General features: G+C 40.3%; 16 protein-coding genes. All 16 read left to right on the forward strand.

Going from position 1 to position 22,957, the window contains the following annotated elements:
- Positions 1 to 2: 2 nt before the first annotated feature.
- Positions 3 to 2,135 carry a CHAP domain-containing protein gene (locus tag HMPREF2876_RS09450; RefSeq protein ID WP_070584769.1) on the forward strand — a complete coding sequence of 711 codons (2,133 nt, stop codon included), beginning with the start codon at positions 3 to 5 and terminating at the stop codon, positions 2,133 to 2,135.
- An 11-nt stretch (positions 2,136 to 2,146) separates the two neighbouring features.
- Complete coding sequence (locus HMPREF2876_RS09455) at positions 2,147 to 2,386, forward strand: conjugal transfer protein (protein ID WP_070584771.1); 240 nt, start codon at positions 2,147 to 2,149, stop codon at positions 2,384 to 2,386.
- The gene (locus HMPREF2876_RS09460) at positions 2,361 to 3,905 is read left to right on the forward strand and encodes a CD1107 family mobile element protein (protein ID WP_070584773.1); all 1,545 of its coding nucleotides are present in this window, start codon (positions 2,361 to 2,363) and stop codon (positions 3,903 to 3,905) included. Before HMPREF2876_RS09455 ends, HMPREF2876_RS09460 begins: the two co-directional genes overlap by 26 nt.
- Positions 3,906 to 3,999: 94 nt before the next feature.
- Positions 4,000 to 5,712, forward strand: coding sequence for a DNA topoisomerase 3 (locus HMPREF2876_RS09465; RefSeq protein ID WP_070584911.1), 1,713 nt, complete (start codon positions 4,000 to 4,002; stop codon positions 5,710 to 5,712).
- 80 nt (positions 5,713 to 5,792) lie between these two features.
- Complete coding sequence (locus tag HMPREF2876_RS09470; RefSeq protein WP_000389423.1) at positions 5,793 to 5,972, forward strand: AbrB/MazE/SpoVT family DNA-binding domain-containing protein; 180 nt, start codon at positions 5,793 to 5,795, stop codon at positions 5,970 to 5,972.
- Between the two features lie 28 nt (positions 5,973 to 6,000).
- Positions 6,001 to 7,032, forward strand: coding sequence for a PDDEXK nuclease domain-containing protein (locus HMPREF2876_RS09475; protein ID WP_001030694.1), 1,032 nt, complete (start codon positions 6,001 to 6,003; stop codon positions 7,030 to 7,032).
- Between the two features lie 82 nt (positions 7,033 to 7,114).
- Positions 7,115 to 14,416, forward strand: a complete 7,302-nt coding sequence (locus HMPREF2876_RS09480) for an Eco57I restriction-modification methylase domain-containing protein (protein ID WP_070584775.1) — start codon at positions 7,115 to 7,117, stop codon at positions 14,414 to 14,416.
- Complete coding sequence (locus tag HMPREF2876_RS09485) at positions 14,397 to 14,771, forward strand: TnpV protein (RefSeq protein ID WP_001140406.1); 375 nt, start codon at positions 14,397 to 14,399, stop codon at positions 14,769 to 14,771. The genes HMPREF2876_RS09480 and HMPREF2876_RS09485 overlap by 20 nt, the downstream gene beginning before the upstream one ends.
- A gap of 366 nt (positions 14,772 to 15,137) precedes the next feature.
- Positions 15,138 to 17,057 carry a tetracycline resistance ribosomal protection protein Tet(O) gene (tet(O), locus tag HMPREF2876_RS09490; RefSeq protein WP_000691759.1) on the forward strand — a complete coding sequence of 640 codons (1,920 nt, stop codon included), beginning with the start codon at positions 15,138 to 15,140 and terminating at the stop codon, positions 17,055 to 17,057.
- 51 nt (positions 17,058 to 17,108) lie between these two features.
- A complete protein-coding gene (locus HMPREF2876_RS10380) occupies positions 17,109 to 17,282 on the forward strand; it encodes a cysteine-rich KTR domain-containing protein (protein WP_011528024.1) in 174 nt (57 codons plus the stop codon).
- Positions 17,283 to 17,771: 489 nt separating this feature from the next.
- On the forward strand, positions 17,772 to 18,281 hold the full coding sequence (locus tag HMPREF2876_RS09495) for a sigma-70 family RNA polymerase sigma factor (RefSeq protein WP_000872511.1): 510 nt from the start codon (positions 17,772 to 17,774) through the stop codon (positions 18,279 to 18,281).
- A gap of 94 nt (positions 18,282 to 18,375) precedes the next feature.
- Positions 18,376 to 18,801: an RNA polymerase sigma factor gene (locus HMPREF2876_RS09500; protein WP_000323896.1), complete on the forward strand. Its 426-nt coding sequence runs from the start codon at positions 18,376 to 18,378 to the stop codon at positions 18,799 to 18,801.
- An 83-nt stretch (positions 18,802 to 18,884) separates the two neighbouring features.
- Positions 18,885 to 19,358 carry a sigma factor-like helix-turn-helix DNA-binding protein gene (locus HMPREF2876_RS09505; protein ID WP_000323521.1) on the forward strand — a complete coding sequence of 158 codons (474 nt, stop codon included), beginning with the start codon at positions 18,885 to 18,887 and terminating at the stop codon, positions 19,356 to 19,358.
- Positions 19,359 to 19,511: 153 nt separating this feature from the next.
- Complete coding sequence (locus HMPREF2876_RS09510) at positions 19,512 to 20,543, forward strand: AAA family ATPase (protein WP_001170965.1); 1,032 nt, start codon at positions 19,512 to 19,514, stop codon at positions 20,541 to 20,543.
- Positions 20,544 to 21,061: 518 nt separating this feature from the next.
- A complete protein-coding gene (mobV, locus tag HMPREF2876_RS09515; RefSeq protein ID WP_001145977.1) occupies positions 21,062 to 22,027 on the forward strand; it encodes a MobV family relaxase in 966 nt (321 codons plus the stop codon).
- A gap of 7 nt (positions 22,028 to 22,034) precedes the next feature.
- Complete coding sequence (locus HMPREF2876_RS09520; protein ID WP_000743701.1) at positions 22,035 to 22,889, forward strand: ParB/RepB/Spo0J family partition protein; 855 nt, start codon at positions 22,035 to 22,037, stop codon at positions 22,887 to 22,889.
- The last annotated feature ends 68 nt before the right edge of the window (positions 22,890 to 22,957 follow it).

A 22,957-nucleotide genomic window follows, 5' to 3' on the forward strand; every position in this document is an offset into this window, starting at 1 on the left:
CTATGGGAAAGAAGCTGAAAAAGGATTTTAGGGAAAGGCATAAGGCAAGTCTTGAAAGAGAAATGATCCATAGTGAAACATTCACTACATCTGAAGAAAGTAAGCTAAAGCATAACGATGATTACAGAGGAAAAATCGTCCATGACAAAGACAGATTTCAGGACAAGGTTCATAAGAAAATAAGCAAGGTAAGTTCTGATAATGAAAAGGCTTATGGAACATCCAAGAGAAACTCAAGATATAGAGCTTCTGATAAGGATAGTGCAATTGCTGTAAGTGAAACAGGAAGATCGGATTATATTACGGAGGTAAAGGATGGAAAAATCTATGATCCTTTAGGAAAAGACCTTGATAATGACGGGATTATAGACAGATACGATAATGACTTTAGGGACAGCGACTACTTTGAATCGACCTATGATGTGGATGATAGTCTCCATAAAAAAGATGAGTTTTTTGGAAGTTCCTCTATAACTCATGAGGCTAAAAAGAGAAAGTATAAGAGGAAAAACTACACTGAAAGCCTTTATACAAGAAAAAAAGAAGATGTGTCAAAGGAAAATAAATCTGAAGGTAAAAAGACTGGAAAAGATGCTTCAAGCGAAAAAGTTCATAGTAGCCTTTCTAAAGAGCAGAAGAAAAAGCTAAAGAAAGATATGGTAAAGGTATCTGCCCTTTCAGGACTTGCCAAAGGAAGTGAAACCGTAAGGGATTATCTTTCTCATGGAAGTGATGAAAATAAAGGGGTGGAAGCAGGAGAAAAGACGGCGGACGCAAGCTCTAAACTCATTCATGGCATAAAGAAATATTCTGATAAGAAAAAGGCGAAGAAAGGATACGATCTTACAAATAAGGATTATAAAATCAGGAAGCGAAAATCGAAGCTTGAATTTCGTGATACCAAAGAGGAACTGAAAAAGACGAATGAATATAAAAGAGCAAATGCTTATAAAAGATTTCAAAAGAAAAATCAGGTAAAGGCAGCCATTCGTCGTGAGAATAAGTCAAGGCTCAGAGATCGGATTAAAGAAAACCTCATTGGCTCGTTGAAAGGCTCAAAGAAATTTATAGTAAGAAAAGCAAAGGGACTTATGATTATTTTCATAAGTCTTATTATTTTGGGAACTTTCTTTATCAACTTTGCAGGAACGGGAATGACAGGCTTTATGAACTCCACAAGTTCTGTTCTTACAACAAGCTATTTGTCAAAGCCAAATGTCCTAAATAAAATCAATCAGAGCTTTTCTGCTATGGAGAGTGAGCTTCAAAATGAGGTTGATCATGTCAAAAATAACTATCCCGGCTATGACGAGTACATCTTAAATAACACAGAGTATATTGGTCATAATGTCCATGAGCTTTTATCCTACATTACATCAAGATGTGGAGAGGTAAAGAGTGTATCGGAAGTAGAATCCATATTAAAAGAATTATTTGAGTCCATGTATGACCTTGAATATAGGGAAGAAGTTGAAATCAGATACAGGACAGTTACAGAAACCTATACCGATGAAGATGGCAACGAATATACCGAAAGTCATGAAGAACCTTATGAGTATAAAAAGCTCATTGTAACGCTGTATAAAAAAGAGATGGACAGCATTATCCGAAAGATCTTTGCAAACTATCCAGACAACCTAAAGCACTATGAAGCCTTATTTCTTGCACAAGGAAATATGGGAGAAGCCTTTGGAAATTCTGACCTTATCAGTGCAAATGGTGGCGTAGGTGGTGGAGTTGAGTATGAAGCATCAAGTGAAGTTCAAAAGAAGATTGTTAATGCTGCATACATCACGCCATCTCCGGGTGCAGGCTGGTGTGCCATGTGGGTATCACAGGTCTATCAAAATGCAGGGCTTGGATATATTGGCGGAAATGCCTGCGATATGTACAGAAACTATACTTTTACATCAGACAGGTCAAAACTCAAGGTGGGAATGCTTGTAGCGGTGGAAAGCAGTAGTAGTGGAAGCACAGCAGGACTTACCTATGGTCATGTAGGAATTTATATTGGAGATGGTAAAGTTATGGATAATATTGGACGAATAAGAGTAACCACTTTAGACAATTGGATTGCGTCTTTCTGCAAGCATCATCCCGTAGGATTTGGATTCCCACCAAACGTAAAGAAATAGGAGGTAACAATGTGAAACGAGAATTAACGGTAGTGAAAAACAAAATAAAGAAGTTGAAGGATAAAAAGGCTCTGATTGATGAAGAATTGGAGCCTTTATTTATTCGTGAAGAAGAACTTGAAAACGAAGGAATCATTGCCATTTGCAGAAAGAACAACATTACAATCAGTGATTTGATGGCAAAGGTAAATAGACAAAGAGTAGAAATGAAAAAGGAGAAGTCAAATGAAAACCAGTTGGAAAAAGAATAAGAAGTTTTGGACAGCAGCACTTGCAGTCGTTGTAAGTATAAGCTGCCTTTTGGGTCTTTGGACAGTTGTTTATGCTCATGAGCAAAGCTTAACGGAAGCACCTACAAGCGATAAAGCTGTCCAAACACAAGTGGAAGTAAATGTAAAGTATATCTTTGAAGATGAAAAAGTTTATAAGGAAGAAAAGATAAAGGCTGAGAAAGGACAGCTTCTTGACAGCGGTGATCTGCCGATGCTCCCTGATAATATGAAATTTATTGATGAGTTTCTATTTTATGAAGTAAAAGGCGATGGAAATGATGAAATTATTCGAAAGGTAGCAAAGACTGAGGTTAAAGATAAAGAGACTCAGACAGAGGAAGAAAAGCCGAAACAGGATGAAAGCTCGCAGACGAAAACTCCAAAGACGGAAGATAAATCAACACAGACAGAGCTTTCTAAAAATGATATTTCCAAAATGGAAAAAGATGCAAAGGAGCTTCAGGAAAAACTTGATAAGTTAAATAGCGAAATGAAGGATAAAGACAAATTAAGCGATAAGCAGAAAGAAAAAATTAAAGAACTTGAAGCCCAGATTGAAAGCTTGAAAGAAAAAACAAAAAAAGATAAGGAAAATAAGGACTTATCAGAAGAAATGAAGAAGGAAATGGATAAGCTGAATAAAAAGATTAAAGAGCTTGAGGAAAAGGCAAATGAAGCAAACAAGGCTCACGTAATATCTAATCCGTCTGCACCGAACAGCCCTATTTCCGGAATTAAGACAAACTCAGGCATTTCAAATCAAACACCTGTAAACAACACAGGAAAAAGCACAACTACACAGGCGAGTTCAGAAAATACTGTAAAAGATACAAGTAATTCTGAAACGAAAGAGAAAGATATTCGCTATCCTAATAAGCTGACACCGAAAGCTCCTGCCAATAACAATCAGGATTCATCTATGGACGGGACAAGTAAGACTGTAAATACCAATAAGGGAGTAGCTTCTGCTCCGTCAAAGGCAAGAGGAACCGTTACGGAAAATAAGGACAATGCGAATAAGGACTATCCTATTCATCACGGGGATAGCGGTGATAATAAAGAAACGGATCCGTATTCTGCTGATGCAAGACAGTTTATTACCTTTCAAACGAAAAACGGTAAGACCTTCCATCTCATCATCAACCACGATGAGACACAAGAAAATGTAATGCTTTTAACGGAAGTATCTGAAGATGACCTTCTAAATATGGTTGAAAAGAAAGAAGCTCCGAAGCAGGAGATTAGCAAAGAGGAGCCAACTAAGGAAGAAGTAAAGCCTGAGAAAAAAGAAGAAAAGAGTAATTTAGGAACATATATTATTCTGCTTCTTGTTATAGGCGGAGCATTAGGAGCAGGTTATTACTTTAAGGTCGTAAAAAAGAAAGAGGATAAGGAGCTTGAATCATTAGAGGAAGAAGATGATGATTTCTTTTCGGAAGCAGAAAGTGAGGAAGAAATAGGAGAAGCAGAAGAAACAGAAGCTTATGATGAAGAATAAATGCACCTTAAAATATATTGTTATGGGTGCAAACGCAGGGCGGGAGAGTAAAATCTTTCGCCCTTTTACAATGAAAGCAGGAGGAAAAATATACATGGAACATATACTTGTGATAGCAGAAAAACCGAGTGTAGCTATATCAATTGCAAAGGTAATAGGAGCTACAAAAAAGAAAGATGGATACTATGAGGGAAATGGATATAAGGTATCTTGGTGCGTAGGCCATCTAATTCAGATGGCAAATCCGGACGCTTATGATGAAAAATACGCTAAGTGGAATATATCGGATTTGCCGATTATTCCGAAGCAGTACAAATTTGAAGTGGCAAAGGCTACAAAAAAGCAGTTTAATATCCTTAAAAAACTGATGAATGATAAGGAGATTGATACAGTTATCAATGCGTGCGATGCGGGAAGAGAAGGAGAAAGTATTTTTCGACTGGTATATAACGAAGCTAAATGCAAAAAGAAAATGCAGCGTCTTTGGATTTCGTCAATGGAAGATAGTGCTATCAAAGAGGGATTTTCCAATCTAAAGAATGGTGAAGATTACGATAAGCTCTTTGAATCGGCACAGGCAAGAGCTATTGCAGACTGGCTTGTCGGAATGAATATCAGTAGGCTCTATTCTTGCCTGTATAAGCAAAATTACAGTGTCGGGAGAGTGCAAACCCCAACACTTTACATGATTGTAAAAAGAGATGAAGAAATAAGTAATTTTAAGAAAGAAAAATACTACACCGTAGAGCTTTCTATGAACGGCTTTACATTATCGACAGACAAAATTGGTGATGAAATAACCGCAGAGCAGCTTATTAATTTAATAGGCGATAATATTGAAATAACTGATGTCATTCAAAAAGAAAAGATTACAAAGCCGGATTTACCCTTTGATCTAACAACACTTCAAAGAGAGTGTAATAAATATTTTGGATATTCAGCAAAGCAGACGCTTGATTATGCTCAAAGTCTATATGAAAAGAAACTAATTACCTATCCAAGAACAGACAGCAGATGCTTAACGGAAGATATGATTGTAAGTACGGTCAATAACATTTTAGGAAAAAATGATTTTGATACAGAGCGTATCAAGACGGTATTTAACTCAAAAAAAGTTACGGATCATCACGCTATTATTCCGACAGTAAGCTCGTTGAGTGAAGATTTATCGAGTATCCCTGATAGTGAAGCGAAGGTATATAGGCTTATTTCTAATAAGCTTCACGCAAGTGTAGGCTATCCATTAGTGGAAAACACAACAAAGATTGTAGCTGAATTTGACGGATTTGAATTTACAAGTTCAGGAAGGGTAATTAGAGACGAGGGCTTTAGCAAATACCTTAAAGAATACAAGACCAAGAAGAATGAGTTCATAGAGCTTCCTGATGTAAGTATTGGTGATGTTTTAAGTATTGACAATAAAGAGATTAAAGAAAAATTTACTCAACCACCGAAACACTTTACTGAAGATACGCTTCTAAAGTCTATGGAGATTGCAGGAAATGAAGCCTTAGAAAAAGGTGTAGAAGTGGAAAGAAAGGGACTTGGAACACCTGCAACAAGGGCAGGAATTATTGAAAACTTAATCTATAAGGGTTTTGTCGAAAGAGATAAGAAAAATTTGATTGCCACGCATAAGGGGATCAGCCTTGTAACAATAGTATCCGATACCTTTAAGTCAGCGGAAACAACTGCAAAGTGGGAAATGGAATTAGCGGATATTGCCAAAGGGAAATCTTCAAAGGAAGAATTTTTAGAAGCGATTGAAAATGAAATAAAAGAGGTTGTTCTGACATATAGTAAGTAAGAGATAACTAATTCAGAGTGGAAAAAATACTCCAAAAGTGCTATAATTTTGTAGGAAAAGTAGGGCGAAAGGAAGTAAATATGGAAGATATATTTATGGATACTGCAAAAGTTATGGCAAAAGGACAGGTTACTATTCCGAAAAGGATAAGGGAACTTTTAAATTTAGAAAATGGAGATTATGTTACTTTTGTAGTTAATAAAGATAAAGTGCAAATTCAAAATTCTAAGGCTTTTATTGAAGAAAACATTAAAAAATAACAGCACGTTTTTAGAGGTAGGTGAAACAATGAATAAGGATAAGATGGTATTGCAGAATACAGATATTGGAAAAGATAATCATCAGTTTGATGATATTGTTAAGATTGTCGAAAGTGCAAAGGATCGTGCTTATAGAAAAGTCAATGAAGAATTGATTTTGATGTATCAGGAAGTGGGAAAGTATATAAGTGAGAAAAGTAAAGAAGCAGGTTATGGGTCAAATTTTGTGGAAAATGTTGCCGATTTTTTCTCTGAAAATTATCCTGATTTAAAAGGATTTACCCGTAGGGGGCTTTATAGAATGAGGCAATTCTATGAGCTATATAAGGATGATGAAAAAGTGTCAACGTTGTTGACACAATTGAGCTGGTCTAATCATTTGAAAATAATGTCAGGATCTAAAAGTAAAGAAGAAAGAGAATTCTACATTAACTTAGCAATTAAGGAAAATCTAACTCACCGAGAGTTGGTAAGGCAGATGGACAGTGGCTATTATGAACGTTATATGCTTTCAAATAGTAACGATTTGCCTGCTATACAAAGGGCAAAACAAGAGACGCATAATTTGTTTATGGACAGTTATGTTTTAGAATTTCTTGATGCTCCCAAGATTGGAAATGAAAGAGAATTTCAGAAGTCAATTCTCCAGAATCTGAAGAACTTTATTTTAGAGATTGGGAAAGATTTTTCCTTTATAGGTAATGAGTATAGGGTACAGGTTGGCAATCATGATTACTATGTAGATTTGTTGTTCTATCATAGGGGACTATCTTGTTTAGTTGCATTTGAATTAAAAATTGGAGAGTTTAAGCCGGAATATATCGGAAAAATGAACCTGTATTTAGAAGCACTGGATAGAGAAGTAAAGAAACAAACTGAAAATCCAAGCGTAGGAGTAATCCTTTGTGCTTCAAAAGATGATGAGGTAGTAGAATTTGCATTAAGTAGAAGTCTTTCGCCTACAATGGTATCGGAGTATACATTAAAACTGATAGATAAGAATTTGTTGCAACGAAAATTAAAAGAATATGTAGATATTGCGGAAGAAACAAACGAATAAAATTTAATAAATATAATGCGTAAAAGGTGATTAGAGTAAAATCTAACCGCCTTTTTTGTTTGGAAAAACGAAGGAGGTAAAAATGCGAATAAATGATTTTCATAACATTTTGGAGCTTATAAAACAAGATGTGCTTCATAGTGAAGCAGAGTATCTGAAGCTCTTAAAGGTTGTCGGAAACAATCAAAGATATGACTTTAGAAGTCAATTAAGTATCTATGATAAAAATCCTGAAGCAATAGCTTGTGCCAAGTTTGACTACTGGAGGGAACGTTTTAATCGAACAGTAATGCGAGGACAGAAAGGTATCCCCATTTTAGAGAACTATGGCACATTCAAAAAAGTGGACTATATTTTTGATATAGGTCAGACAGTTTCAAGAAACAGAGATGTCAATGAAGTAAATCTTTGGAAGTTTGACAAAGAAAATCATCAAGATGTGTTAAAGGAAATGATTAAAAGCGAGGGCTATGAGGAAAGTAAAAGCACACTTGAAAACATCTTTTCTTTAAGCAGACTCTATGGTGATGAAAAAATAGATACCTTAATGAATGAACTTAGAGTAGCGGATGAAGATAGAATATCCTTTACAAAGTTTGTAAGGGACTCGGTAAGCTATGCAGTAGCGTCAAGATTTAAGTTAGATTATTCGATAGATTATGAGCTTTTAAGAGAGAATTTTCAAAGACTTGACAGCATATCTCTAATGAGTCTTGGTGAAAGCGTATCGGATATTAGCGGAAAGATTATTGATGCGACCATTCAAAAAAGCAAAGAACTTGAGCTTCAAAAAGAAGTTTTAAGAGGAAAAGAAGCGGGATATAATAAGATTAAAGAAGAATTAGAGGAGGTAGAAGAATATGTACTTCGACGAGATGATCAGGGAAGAAATAAAAACGAGCGAGTTCTCCGAAATGGAGAGTACAGACGAGATAATAGAGAAAATCAGGGAGAATACGCTAAACAGCTTGGAGGAAGAGACGGACTTCATAAGGAAGTATCCAAATCCGACCTACGCAGTGATGAGGCTGGAGTTTCTTTCACAGAGCGAGGAGCAGAGCCACTTCGAGATGTTAGTAGATCTATACAAGGAGAAGAAGTTGACAGGACACCTGATGGACATTCAGAAACAGGCGATAGAATTTATGAGAACAGAGAAACCGAAACTGATGGCAGCTTGGAAGATAGAGGACGAGAACAATCCGCAGTATGGGGCGATGATTTCAGCCCTCAAAGAAATGACCATCAAGGAAGTAGTGGAAATCTAAAAGAAAATACTGAAGTAGAGATAAGAGAAGCTGATAAAGCTTCTTTTTCTTTACCTGAAAATTCTTATGGACAGATAAGCCTTACGATTCCGCTAACTGAGAATGATATAGATACCGTTCTTGTTAACGGAGGAAATCACGATGGCGGTAGACTTCCTGTTATTGCTGAGTTTTCCAAAGAAAAAACAGCAGAAGAATTGGGAGAATACCTCAAAGATACCTTTAAAGGCGGAAACGGGTTTTACATTGATGAAAAAGAAGTATCTTCCTGGTATTCGGATAAAGGCATTCATTTAGCTTACGGAACATCGGCAAGAGAAGATGATACGCAGGTCTTAAACTGGAATAATGCTGCAAAGAGGATAAATGAACTTCTTAATAGTGGGGAATTTGCTACAAATGTAGAGCTTTTTGAAGCTCTTGATTATGAAAGAGATCGGATTTCAGAATCTCTATGGTATCTATCTCATGATTTAAGTGAAGAAGGAAAAGAGCAAGGATATTTTGAACTTTTTGAAAGAGGCGGGGGCTTTTCGGAAGAAACAAAAAGATTATCTGAAGCATTAAAAAATCCTGAGTATCTGAAAGAAACAATCAGAGAATATGACAGATTTTTAGAAGGATACAAAGAAAATAGGAATGTACTAAGGTTTCACTATCACAAGGTAGATAGCCTTTATCAGAAATTACAGGAGCTTGAGCTGCCACGAAAGGAATATAGCACCAATTTGACAGAACTTCCGAAGGTAAAGTCCTTTATTACAGAAGATGAAGTCCTTGAAAGTCTTTCAAGAGGAAGTGGCGTTGATAGAGGAAAAGAACGAATTACCAAGTTTTTTAAAGAGAATCATACGCTTCAGGAAAAAGCGAATTTCTTAAAAGACGAATATGGAATTGGAGGACATTCCCATGCTGTTTCCGGAGCAATGGGAAGTGATGAATGGCACGATGCAAAGGGACTTAAATTACAGAAAAATGATTGTAATGATGTGTTTCTTACTTGGACAAGTGTTGCAAAGCATATCGACGAGTTGTTTTCTAAAAATCTTTATCTTGAAGAAAAGGAAACAGAAAACAAGTCAGAGATTAAAGAACCACAATATTATTCCAAAGATGATCCTGAAAACTTAATGACCGATGAAATGCTTGAAAGAGTGCCGGAGCTTTACGCACAGGAGGATGTAGCTTTAGCGGATAAAGAGGTTCATGCTGCATATATCATTCCTTTCCATTCAAATTGGACTTGGTATATGACGGAGTATGACAGGGAAAGCGGCGATGCCTTTGGACTTGTGCTTGGGATTGATCCTGAATGGGGATATTTTAATCTTGAGGAGCTGAAAGAACTAAACGCACAAAGGCTTATTTTAGAGGATTTTCCAAAGACCTTTAGAGAGCTGAAAGATACAGAACTTAAAAAGCAGATGGATGAGCAGGAGCTTCAGTCTGTCTTTAACGGAGAACTTAGCTTTGTAGAAGAAGAACTTGAAGCACCTGAAGAAACAGAAGAAGTTAGAATGGCTGACACAGTTCAGGCTACCTTATTTGATTACCTAAAGGATAGAGAAGAAGTAGAGCTCAATGAAAAAGAGGAAAGCCCTTTAGATGATTTGGCAGTTAAAGCAGGTGATACCGTCTACTTTCATCATGAAGAGTACAAGATCAGAGAAATTTCTAAAAATGAAATCACAGGAAGAAATGACTTGTGGCTTGATCCTGTAAGACAAGGCAATCATCAAATTCCGATTGTAGCCTTTACAGATAATGAGGATCTTCTGAAGCAGATAAGCCTTAAAAGACCGAACTTTATTGTCGGTGATGAAGTTAAATACAAGGATAAAGACTATACCATCACACGCTTTGATGATATGGGAAACAACCTAAAGACGGTAACAGTTAAAGATAATACAGAATATCTTGGCGGTATGATAACAGGCTCCGATGTGATTCCTTATCGTCTTGAAAGCGACCTTGAGAGGATATTTGAAAATCTGACATATCAGAGTCCTGAAAAGACAACTGAAGAAATTGAAATAAAGAAAGCTGAGGCTCATAACTTCCAAATTAAAGAAGAAACGCTACCTGACAAGTTATCTCCAAGTGAGAGATTAAACAATAACCTTGAAGCAATCTCGATGTTAAATCGAATTGAAAGAGGTGAGAGAGATTTAGATATTACCGCTCAGGAAGTTTTAGCAAGGTATGTAGGCTGGGGAGGACTTGCTGATGTATTCGATGAAGAAAAAGGCGGACAGTGGAAAGAAGCGAGGAGCTTTCTAAAAGAGAACTTATCTCAGGCAGAATATGAAGCTGCAAGAGAATCTACTTTAACGAGCTTTTACACACCGAAAACAGTGATTGACGGAGTGTATAAGACGCTTTTGGATATGGGATTTAAACAGGGAAACATTTTAGAGCCATCAATGGGAATAGGGAACTTTATAGGCAATATCCCTGATGAAATGAATAAGTCTAAGTTTTATGGTGTAGAGCTTGACTCTGTAAGCGGTCGAATTGGAAAACTCTTATATCCTGAAAGTGATATACAGATTAAGGGGCTTGAAGAAACTTCCTTCTCCAATAACTTCTTTGATGCGATTATCGGCAATGTACCCTTTGGAGAATATAAGGTAAATGACAGGGAGTATAACAAAAATAACTTCCTTATCCATGATTATTTCTTTGCCAAGTCCATTGATAAAGTAAGAAACGGCGGTATTATCGCCTTTATTACATCAAGTGGAACGATGGATAAAAAGGACGAAAGTGTAAGACGCTACCTTGCTGCAAGAGCAGAGTTTTTAGGAGCGATAAGACTTCCGAACGATACCTTTAAGGGCGTAGCAGGAACAGAAGTAACCTCAGATATTATCTTCCTAAAGAAAAGGGACAGTATCAGAGAAAGGGATGAGGACTGGATTCACCTTGCTGAAGATGAAAACGGGCTTTTATATAACAAATACTTTGTTGATCATCCTGAACAGGTGCTTGGTTATATGGAAGAAATATCCGGAAGATTTGGGAATACAATAGCTTGCCTGCCAAAAGAAAACACAGACTTAAAGGAGCTACTGACAAAAGCAAGCGAAGAAATCTCTAAAAATGCTAATTATGAAGAAATAGAGCTACTTGATGATGAAATTACCTCAATTCCTGCCACAGATGATGTTAAAAACTTTTCATATACCATTATTGATGATGATGTTTATTACAGAGAAAATTCCCTGTTTATAAAGAAAGAAGTAACGGATAAAAACAAGGAAAAGATTAAGGACTATCTTGAGTTAAACGCTGCCTTAAAGGATGTTATTTCCAAACAGAAAGAAGATTTTTCAGATGATGAAGTAAAGAAAGCTCAGGAAAAACTAAACGAAATTTATGACAGCTTTTCTAAGAAGCATGGATATGTCAATAACCTTTCTAATACCAGAGCCTTAAAAGAGGATAGCAACTTCCCGCTTGTTTCTTCCATTGAAATCCTTGATGAAGAAGAAAACTTCAAAGCAAAGGGAGATATTTTCTCCAAGCGAACAATCACAAAGGCGAAGGTTATCGACCATGTAGACACTTCCCTTGAAGCTCTTGTTTTATCGGTATCAGAAAAAGGATATGTGGATTTTGAGTATATGGGAAGCCTTACAGATAAAGACAGACCGACTTTGATAGAAGAACTTAGAGGGGAAATCTATCTAAATATCAGAGAAGAACAAAACTTTTATAGACCATTATCTTTTAATCTTGAAGATGGAGATCTACCTTTTGCCTGTGCAAACGGCAGTAATTCATATAAGTACGGCTATGTAACAAAGGATGAGTATCTAAGCGGAAATATCAGGGACAAAATTGCCATAGTAGACAGTTACTTTGCAAAGTTAAGACAAACCGAAAGAGAGTTACCTCATCTTGGCTATGCGGAAGATGGCAAAGAAAAAGAGCTGATAAGCTATGAGATAAGCCGTTTGGAATATCAAAAGGCAGAGCTTACAAAAGTTCTTCCAAAGGAACTTGAAGCAAGTGAAATCAATGTAAGACTCGGAGCTACTTGGATACCGAATAAGGATATTGAAAAATTCATCTTTGAAACGCTGAAAACTCCGGGATATGCCAAATGGGATATTAAGGTTAAATTTTCAAATCTGACAAGTGAATGGAATGTTGAAGGAAAGAGCAGGGACAGAGGAAATGACCTTGCAGAGATGACCTACGGTACCTCAAGGGTAAATGCCTATAAGCTGATTGAAGATGCACTGAACTTAAAAGAAACAAAGGTATTTGACCAGATTGTAAATCCGGACGGCTCGAAAACTTCTGTATTAAATAAAAAGGAAACGCTTCTTGCAGGACAAAAGCAGGAGCTTCTAAAAGAAGAATTTAAGAACTGGATATTTAACGATCAGGAAAGAAGAAACCGTCTTGTAAAGTTATATAACGAGCGTTTTAACTCTATCCGTAACAGAGAATATGACGGCAGCAACCTTTCTTTTGAGGGAATGACCACAGAAATTGATTTAAGACCTCATCAAAGAAATGCCATAGCAAGAAGCCTTTATGGAGGAAATACCTTGCTTGCCCATGTGGTAGGTAGTGGTAAGACCTTTGAAATGGTGGCGTCTGCGATGGAAAGTAAAAGGCTTGGAATGTGCAGTAAGTCCTTGTTTGTTGTCCCCAATCACTTAACAGGTCAAATCGGTCGTGAGTTTATGCAGCTATATCCTTCAGCTAACATTATGGTTGCAGATAAGAAAGATTTTGAGCCGAAAAATAGAAAAAGGTTTATCGGAAGAATTGCCACAGGAGAATATGATGCGGTTGTAATCGGGCATACGCAGTTTGAAAAAATCCCTATGTCAAAGGAATATCAGGAGAAACACATTCAGGATCAGATTGATGAAATTATAAACTATGTGGAGGAATATAAGCATGACAGAAATCAGAACTTTACGGTAAAGCAGCTTGAAAAAACGAAAAAGAAGCTGGAAACAAGGCTTGAAAAGTTAAACGATGATTTTAAAAAAGACGATGTCATTACCTTTGAAGAATTAGGTGTAGATAAGCTCTTTATTGACGAGGCACATAATTACAAAAATCTCTATCTTTACACCAAAATGAGAAATGTAGCAGGTATTGGACAGTCTGAAGCCTTTAAGTCCTCCGATATGTTTATGAAGTGCAGATACATGGATGAAATGACAGGTGGAAAAGGTATTGTCTTTGCCACAGGAACGCCTGTCAGTAACTCGATGACAGAGCTTTATACTATGCAGCGTTATCTTCAGTATGAAAGCCTTAAAAAGAATAATTTGGAGCATTTTGATAGCTGGGCTTCTACCTTTGGTGAAACGCAGTCAGCTTTTGAATTATCTCCTGAAGGTACAGGGTATAGAGTAAAGACAAGATTTTCCAAGTTCTATAACCTTCCTGAACTAATGTCTATGTTTAAAGAAGTTGCGGATATTCAGACAGCAGATATGCTAAATCTTCCAACGCCTGAAGCACACTATGAAGTTATTAAAACTTTGCCAAGTGAGGAGCAAAAGGAAATTCTAAAGAGCTTATCGGAAAGAGCTGATGATGTGAGAAACAGGGTAGTAGAGCCTGACGAAGATAATATGCTTAAAATTACCAATGACGGTAAGAAACTCGCCTTAGATCAGCGTTTAATCAATCCTTTACTTCCTGACAATCCTGACAGCAAGGTCAATGTGTGCGTGAAAAATGTCTTTTCCATTTGGGATAAGACAAGAGAAAATAAGTCCACACAGCTTCTTTTCTCCGATATGTCAACTCCAAAAGGAGATGGAGAGTTTAATATTTACGATGATATTAGAGAAAAACTTGTGGCAATGGGAATACCGAAACAAGAAATAGCCTTTATCCATGAAGCAAATTCTGATAAGCAAAAGGATGAACTCTTTGCAAAGGTAAGAAAAGGCGAAATTCGTATTTTGATGGGTTCGACTCAGAAAATGGGAGCCGGAACGAATGTGCAAAACAAGCTGATTGCACTTCATGATTTAGATGTCCCATGGCGTCCTGCCGATGTAGGACGGATTTTGCGGACATTCAAAATAAAAAAGAATGTGGAGGTAACAGACAATGGCAAAGACAATTTTTGAGGAAATGGGCGGCAAATACGAAAGGCAAGGCGATTATTTAATACCGTGCTTAACTGTACCCGCCGAAGAAGAACAGCCGATAGGCATCTGGGGACAGCGGCATTTGGATTATCTGAAGCATCACTGCAAAGTTACATACACCAATCTTCTTACAAGCGGCAGACTTAACGCTTACCTTGCCGACATTGACAGACAGGCACAGGAACGCTTTGAAAGGCTCATAGAGGGTATGAAACAGGCACAGGGCATAACGGAACAGCTAAAGGCAGAAAACGCCTTAGAATGGACAGGATGCCTCAATAACATAAGGGCTTGTGCGAGGGAGATTGTGGAAAAGGAAATTATTTTTGCATAAACAGATGATTAGTGGCAGGGGGAAATCCTGCCGCTTTTTCTGCTTTAGTTTGTCAGCTTGACAAATAAAGGGTTAAGGAATATAATTAGATTCAGTATTATACAAGGAGTTAATAAATATGCGGCAAGGTATTCTTAAATAAACTGTCAATTTGATAGTGGGAACAAAAAGTAGCAGTCCCGTTTCACTTTTAATATGGGGCTTAGTTTTTTGTACCCAGTTTAAGAATACTTTTATCATGTAATTTTATATGCCCGAAAACATATAAGTGTTTTGGGGCTATTGGAGTTATTTACCCAGTGATAGGAGTATTTATCACTGGGTATTTTTATGCCCTTTTTTGGGTGTTGATAGGAGGAAAATCACATGAAAATAATTAACTTAGGCATTCTGGCTCACGTTGACGCAGGAAAGACAACATTAACGGAGAGTTTATTGTATACCAGTGGTGCAATTGCAGAACCAGGGAGCGTAGATAAAGGCACAACAAGGACAGATACAATGAATTTGGAGCGTCAAAGGGGAATCACTATCCAGACAGCAGTGACATCTTTTCAGTGGGAGGATGTAAAAGTCAACATTATAGATACGCCAGGCCATATGGATTTTTTGGCGGAAGTATACCGTTCTTTATCCGTATTAGACGGAGCAGTATTATTAGTTTCTGCAAAGGATGGCATACAGGCACAGACCCGTATACTGTTTCATGCACTACAGACAATGAAGATTCCGACAATTTTTTTCATCAATAAAATTGACCAAGAGGGGATTGATTTGCCAATGGTATATCAAGAAATGAAAGCAAAGCTTTCTTCGGAAATTATAGTGAAGCAAAAGGTTGGGCAGCATCCCCATATAAATGTAACGGACAATGACGATATGGAACAGTGGGATGCGGTAATTATGGGAAACGATGAACTATTAGAGAAATATATGTCAGGGAAACCGTTTAAAATGTCAGAACTGGAACAGGAAGAAAACAGGAGATTCCAAAACGGAACGTTATTTCCCGTTTATCACGGAAGTGCTAAAAACAATCTGGGGATTCGGCAGCTTATAGAAGTGATTGCCAGTAAGTTTTATTCATCAACGCCTGAAGGTCAATCTGAACTATGCGGGCAGGTTTTTAAGATTGAATATTCAGAGAAAAGGCGGCGTTTTGTTTATGTGCGTATATATAGCGGAACATTGCATTTGAGGGATGTTATTAAAATATCTGAAAAAGAGAAAATAAAAATCACAGAGATGTGTGTTCCGACAAACGGTGAATTATATTCATCCGATACAGCCTGCTCTGGTGATATTGTAATTTTACCAAATGATGTTTTGCAGCTAAACAGTATTTTGGGGAACGAAATGCTGTTGCCGCAGAGAAAATTTATTGAAAATCCTCTCCCTATGCTCCAAACAACGATTGCAGTAAAGAAATCTGAACAGCGGGAAATATTGCTTGGGGCACTTACAGAAATTTCAGATGGCGACCCTCTTTTAAAATATTATGTGGATACTACAACGCATGAGATTATACTTTCTTTTTTGGGGAATGTGCAGATGGAAGTCATTTGTGCCATCCTTGAGGAAAAATACCATGTGGAGGCAGAAATAAAAGAGCCTACTGTTATATATATGGAAAGACCGCTTAGAAAAGCAGAATATACCATCCACATAGAAGTCCCGCCAAATCCTTTCTGGGCTTCTGTCGGGTTGTCCATAGAGCCGCTCCCTATTGGAAGCGGAGTGCAGTATGAAAGCAGAGTTTCACTTGGATATTTAAACCAATCGTTCCAAAATGCGGTTATGGAGGGGGTTCTTTATGGCTGCGAGCAGGGGCTGTATGGATGGAAAGTGACAGACTGTAAAATCTGTTTTGAATATGGATTGTATTATAGTCCTGTAAGTACCCCCGCAGACTTTCGGCTGCTTTCCCCTATCGTATTGGAGCAGGCTTTAAAAAAAGCAGGGACAGAACTATTAGAGCCATATCTCCACTTTGAAATTTATGCACCGCAGGAATATCTCTCACGGGCGTATCATGATGCCCCAAGGTATTGTGCAGATATTGTAAGTACTCAGGTAAAGAATGACGAGGTCATTCTGAAAGGAGAAATCCCTGCCAGATGTATTCAAGAATACAGGAACGATTTAACTTATTTCACAAATGGGCAGGGAGTCTGCTTGACAGAGTTAAAAGGATACCAGCCAGCTATTGGTAAATTTATTTGCCAACCCCGCCGCCCGAATAGCCGTATAGATAAGGTTCGGCATATGTTCCACAAGTTAGCTTAACAGCTTGCAAAAGTCATATAAAATGAGATTTGAAAGGATTAGAGACTAATTATGATGAAATGCGAATGGATATTGTGTCCTGTTTGTGGGAGCAAAACCCGTAATAAAATTAGGAAGGACACTGTTTTGGAGAATTATCCCCTTTATTGTCCAAAATGCAGACAAGAAAGCTTGATTAAAGTTGACAACTTGAAGATAACTGTCATCAAAGAGCCAGACGCTTAAGACGCAGAGCCGATGAAATTGTGGAACAATTCACGAATCATCGGCTCTTTTTGTTTCGTATTTGAAAGAACAAACTCACCAAATAAAAAAAACGATATTCGGGTGGGTTATTTTGTTATACCCTAAATTACCCTCTGAATTTGTTTTTAAATTTGGAGGGATTTTTTTATGTTCTTTTTTCGGGCGGTTATTCATCTGCTCATACGAAGTAAAATTTATCAATACATAGCATATCAGAGAATGGCAGGAAACCAGTTAAAAAAATTTCTGCCAGTGCAGCGGTACTTCTCACCTTGAAAGTGGAAGTACAATCTCCATACAACAGAATTTGTATTTCCCATAACCGTGAAGGTCACAGAGCCTTTGCGGTTTTTCTTTTGTCGTTTTTTGTTGGAAAGTGCCGCAGGGCTGTTTCTGGTGTGCGTTGCCGCTCCCCGCCTCTCCATCTGGATTTTTACATTTCAAAAATTCAGATTGGAGGTATTAGCGGTGAAATACGCACCAAGAAAAGTATATATCAAAGAAAGCGGCGGCTATGTGGAACTGTCCTATACGGATTTCTGCCGCCGCAGGCAAGCCGACAAGGGATATATGGACAAGCTGTTTATCCCCGTCCAAGGTTGTCTGCTTGAAGTCGTAAGGGAGCAATATGCGGACTTCTACCGTGACAGGGAGCGGTGGCGTTACCTGCAAAAATTAGATGCGAGGAACAGCCTGCTATCTCTGGACGGATTTACGGACAGCGAGGGGAATCCTCTGGACTTTATCGCTGATGAAGCGGCGGACATTGCGGAAACCGTTGTCAATGCTGTTATGGTGGACAGGCTGAAAGCCGCCCTGCCTTTGTTGTCGGATAGTGAGCAGGAGTTGATACAGGCAATCTTTTTTGACGGACTTTCCGAGCGTGAAGTCGGGGCGAGGTTAGGCATAACCCAGAGCGTTGTGAACAAACGCAAAGCCAGAATCCTAAGAAAACTAAGAAAGATAATAGAAAATTAAAATTTAAGGCGTTCAGCCCCCTTGTTTTTTCCTTTGGGAAAATGAGGGGGCTTTTCTCTGCCCTCTCAATCAATTCTGATTGGAGGAAGAAAGAATGGCATACAACCACGGACGGGAGGACAGGAAATGGCGTATCTGGAAAGAAGCGGAGGAAAAGCTGCTGCGTGAGTGCGGCGTTGATGAAGTGACCATTGAGCAGATACGCATAGCGGACAGGGCAGACTTCAATTCCAACAGGCGGTTTTACCGATGGACGAATGACGTTGCGGAATACCTTGAGGACATGGCAGACAGGGAGCGGCAAGCGGAGGTGAATACAGTTGCGGAGTTACTGGACGAGATTGAGAGCGAAAATCTCTATCAAGTATTAGTCACGGTGGACGGGCGTACCTTGAAAATCGTCCTGCTGAAAATGCAGGGGTATTCCACAAAGGAGATTGCCCCACTTGTGCATTTGACGACTGGTGCCATCTATGCGAGGTTAGACCATCTGCGGAAGAAGCTTCGGAAAATTTTGTAAGCGTCTAATACATCCCATTATTCTGCGGGCTACTGGGTGGGGAGTGGAATCTCCCCGCTTATTTTTGGCAGGAGGAAAACGGGATGGCATATAAAGCTAAGGCGTACACGCTTCGGGAGGAATCCACGGAAAGCGGTATAAGGTATTTTATCAGTTTTAAGGACGGGCAGGGGGAACACCACGAACTGGAAGTATCCGAGCAGTTATTCTTTGAATTTCGGCAGATGGAACGCAGGAACAGGAATCTTCTCCAATGGGACGAGCGGCACAGGGAGTTTTCGGAAGTATGGGACGAAACGCTGAACAGGCGGGCGTTAAAGCTGCCTAAGAGCATTGAGGAACAAATGATTGAAGCAGAACGGGCGGAACTGCTCTGTAAGGCGGTTGACAGACTGCCAGAGATACAAAGGCGACGTTTCCTGCTCTACTACGAGTATGAGTTCAATTTTTACCAAATCGCCGCTATGGAGCATTGCACCGCTTCTGCAATACAGAAATCCGTTGCTGTTGCAAAGAAGAAAGTAAAAGCGGAAATGAGGAAATATCTCCAACCATGACCGACACCGCCCGAAAAAGAAATCTGTTTTTTATTTGTGTGGGATTGGCGGTATTACATACTCTCACTTTTTTCGTGGGAGTAAATCTATTTTTAAGGAGGTCAACGCCTATGTGCAACAAAAACAAGATAACTGCCCGAAAGGAGGAAACCCATGCAGAAGTTACAGACAGTCAACGCCGAAACGCTCCTTTATGAGCCGCTTGAGAAGCCGTCCTTTGTGGTGGACAGCCTTATCCCCACAGGCTTGTCGCTGTTCTGCGGCTCACAGAAGATAGGCAAGAGCTGGCTCATGCTGAAGCTGTGCTTATGCGTGTCGCAGGGAATCCCCTTATGGGACATGACGACAATGGAGGGCGATGTGCTTTACCTCTGCCTTGAGGACACGTTCTGCCGCATACAGGACAGGCTGTTCCGTTTGACGGACGAAGCGAGCGGGCGGCTTCATTTTGCCGTGGCAAGCTGCAAGCTGTCAGACGGTCTTATCGTGCAGCTTGAGGATTATCTGAAAGACTATCCAGACAGCAGGCTCATTGTCATTGATACCTTGCAGAAAGTCCGTACAGCTTCAAAAGACAACGCCTATGCAAGCGACTATGGGGACATCTCCCTAATCAAAGATTTTGCCGACAGGCACTCTCTGGCGGTCATTGTCGTACACCACATCCGAAAGCAGAATGACAGCGATGTGTTCAACAAGGTGTCTGGGACGACAGGCTTAACGGGGAGTGCGGACGCTACCTTTGTTCTGGAAAAGGAGAAACGGGCATCTGACACCGCCAAGCTGTATGTAACGGGCAGGGACACGCCCTATCAGGAATACACGCTCCGTTTCCGTGATTGCAGTTGGGAACTTGTGGAGAGGAAAACGCAGGAGCAGCTTGCGAAAGAAACGATACCAGATGTCCTTTTTCGGTTGGTGGATTTTATGAGGGATAAGGAAGAATGGGCAGGCACGGCAACGGAGCTGTTAGCCGCTATGGGGGAAACGGAAACCATACCCACGGTGATTACGAAATGGCTGAATGAATATCACACCACATTTTTAAGCGAGAACCGTATCTGCTACCAGTACAGCCGCAGGAAAGACGGCAGGCAGATTGCCCTTGCAAGGAGGGCGGGTGACAGCGGTGACGGCGGTGACAGCGATATTGGGATACCCCCTGTTACTGTCATTGACGCTTAAAGCCATGTAAAGTTGGCGGCTCTGCCCTGCGGGTGACAGCGGTGACGGCAGTGACAGTGATTTTAGGATACCCTGCCGCTGTCATCCCTACGGGAGAACACCCCGCAAACGCAAAATGCAGGCGTGGGATTCACCCGCCCTTTTCGGGCGTGTAAAATCACCCCTGCGGTCAGAAAAATCTCTCCGATTTTTCCGACTGCGTTTACAGGGTGTAACACACTACACTTTGCCCTGCAAAGAGCCGTGTGCCAGACGTTCCCTCTGGACTCCCTTATGGCAGGTCTTACGCCCTGCTATCCTACGCCTTGCGGCTTCGGATAAAAGAACGGCGGCATGACGGTTACAGCTCTTGCGAGGGAGTATCCCAAAAACACCGTCACCATCGTCATGACCGTCATGCAGGGGATAAGGGTGACAGTTACGGCAATCGGCAGGGGGCATCCCAAAACTGCCGTCACCACCGTCACCGCTGTCACCCAAAGGGCAGTTACCCGCCGAAGAAAGGAAGATGATGGATTATGCCCTATGCAATCCTGCGTTTCCAGAAACGCAAAGCGGGCGGCGTTGCGGCTTGCGAACGCCACAACGAGCGGAAGAAAGAAGCCTACAAAAGCAACCCAGATATCGACATGGAACGCTCTAAAAATAACTATCATCTTGTCGCACCGCCAAAGTACACCTATAAGAAAGAGATTAACCGAAAGGTAGCCGAAGCAGGGTGCAGGACAAGGAAAGACAGCGTGATGATGGTGGAAACGCTCATCACGGCTTCACCAGAATTTATGAACCAGTTACCGCCCGAAGAACAGAAAGCGTATTTTACGATGGCTCTGGATTTCATTTCGGAGCGTGTCGGGGAGCAGAATATCCTCTCCGCAGTCGTCCACATGGACGAGAGAACGCCCCATATGCACCTCTGCTTTGTGCCGATTACACCAGACAATAAGCTGTCCGCCAAAACAATTTTAGGCAATCAAAAGAGCCTGTCGGAGTGGCAGACCGCCTACCATGAGCGGATGTCCTCACGTTGGAATCAGCTTGAGAGAGGTCAATCTTCGATGGAAACCAAGCGGAAACACGTCCCCACATGGCTCTATAAGTTGGGCGGCAGGCTTGATAAGCAGTATGGGGAAATCGTGTCTGCCCTGTCCGACATCAACGCCTTTAACGCAGGGAAAAAGCGTGACAAGGCTCTGGAACTGGTTGCCGCATGGCTGCCCGAAGTGGAGAAATTCTCTAAGGAAATCGGCAGACAGCAGGCGTATATCGACAGCTTAAAGGAGCAAATCGGGCAGGAAGCCGACTATGCAGGGCGTATGCGTGATGAAAAGTACGAGCAGGAATTAAAGGTGCAGAAAGCCAACCAGAGGATATTTGAATTGCAGAGAACCAACGAGCAGATGGGGCGGCTGCTCTCAAAGATACCGCCAGAAGTGTTGGAAGAATTACAGAGAACAGGCAGAAACAAATCAAGAGAAAGGTAAAAAGTGAATGAAGAAACAGGATTTTAAGGTGTTAAAGACCAAAGATTTATACCCGTTTCCCGACAATCCGTTTCATGTTGTGGAGGATGAAACGCTGTCAGAGTTAGCGGAAAGCATCAAGGAATTTGGCATTGTCACGCCGATAATCACACGCCCGAAAGAGGACGGGAACGGTTATGAAGTGATTGCGGGGCAGCGGCGTGTCCGTGCGTCCGAACTTGCAGGTATAAATACCGTGCCTGCATTTGTCCTGCCCTTAGACCGTGACCGAGCCATCATCACCCTTGTAGACAGTAATTTACAGCGTGAAAATATCCTGCCATCGGAGCGGGCGTTTGCCTACAGGATGAAATCCGAAGCCATGAAGCGGCAGGGTTTCCGCACAGACTTAACCTCGTCACAAGTTGTGACGAAGTTGCGGACGGACGACAAAGTGGCACAGGGCTTCGGCGTGGGCAGGATGACCGTCCAGCGTTTTATCCGCCTGACGGAACTGATACCGCCGATTTTGCAGATGGTGGACGAGGGGAAAATCGCCCTCACACCTGCGGTGGAACTGTCCTTTTTGAAGAAAGACGAGCAGGAAAATCTCTTTGCCACGATGGAGAGCGAAGAAGCAACGCCCTCACTCTCACAGGCACAGCGGATGAAAAGCATGAGCCAGAGCGGGCAGCTTGACATGGATATGATATTTTCCATTATGACGGAGGAAAAGGGAAACCAGAAAGAAACCTTGAAAATCAACACAAGCAAACTGAAAAAATACTTTCCGAAGGACACAACGCCGAAGCAGATGGAGGAAACCATCATCCGACTTCTGGAACGTGAGTTGCAGAGAAAACGGAGCAGGGACAGCCGCTAACCTTCTTTTTTCGGGAAGTAAATGCAGGAATTTGGAACAGAAGAAAGACAGAATTTTAAGGAGAATGA

Origin of the sequence: Streptococcus sp. HMSC073A12 (assembly GCF_001812815.1) — a bacterium.
Classification (GTDB): Bacteria; Bacillota; Bacilli; order Lactobacillales; family Streptococcaceae; genus Streptococcus; species Streptococcus vaginalis.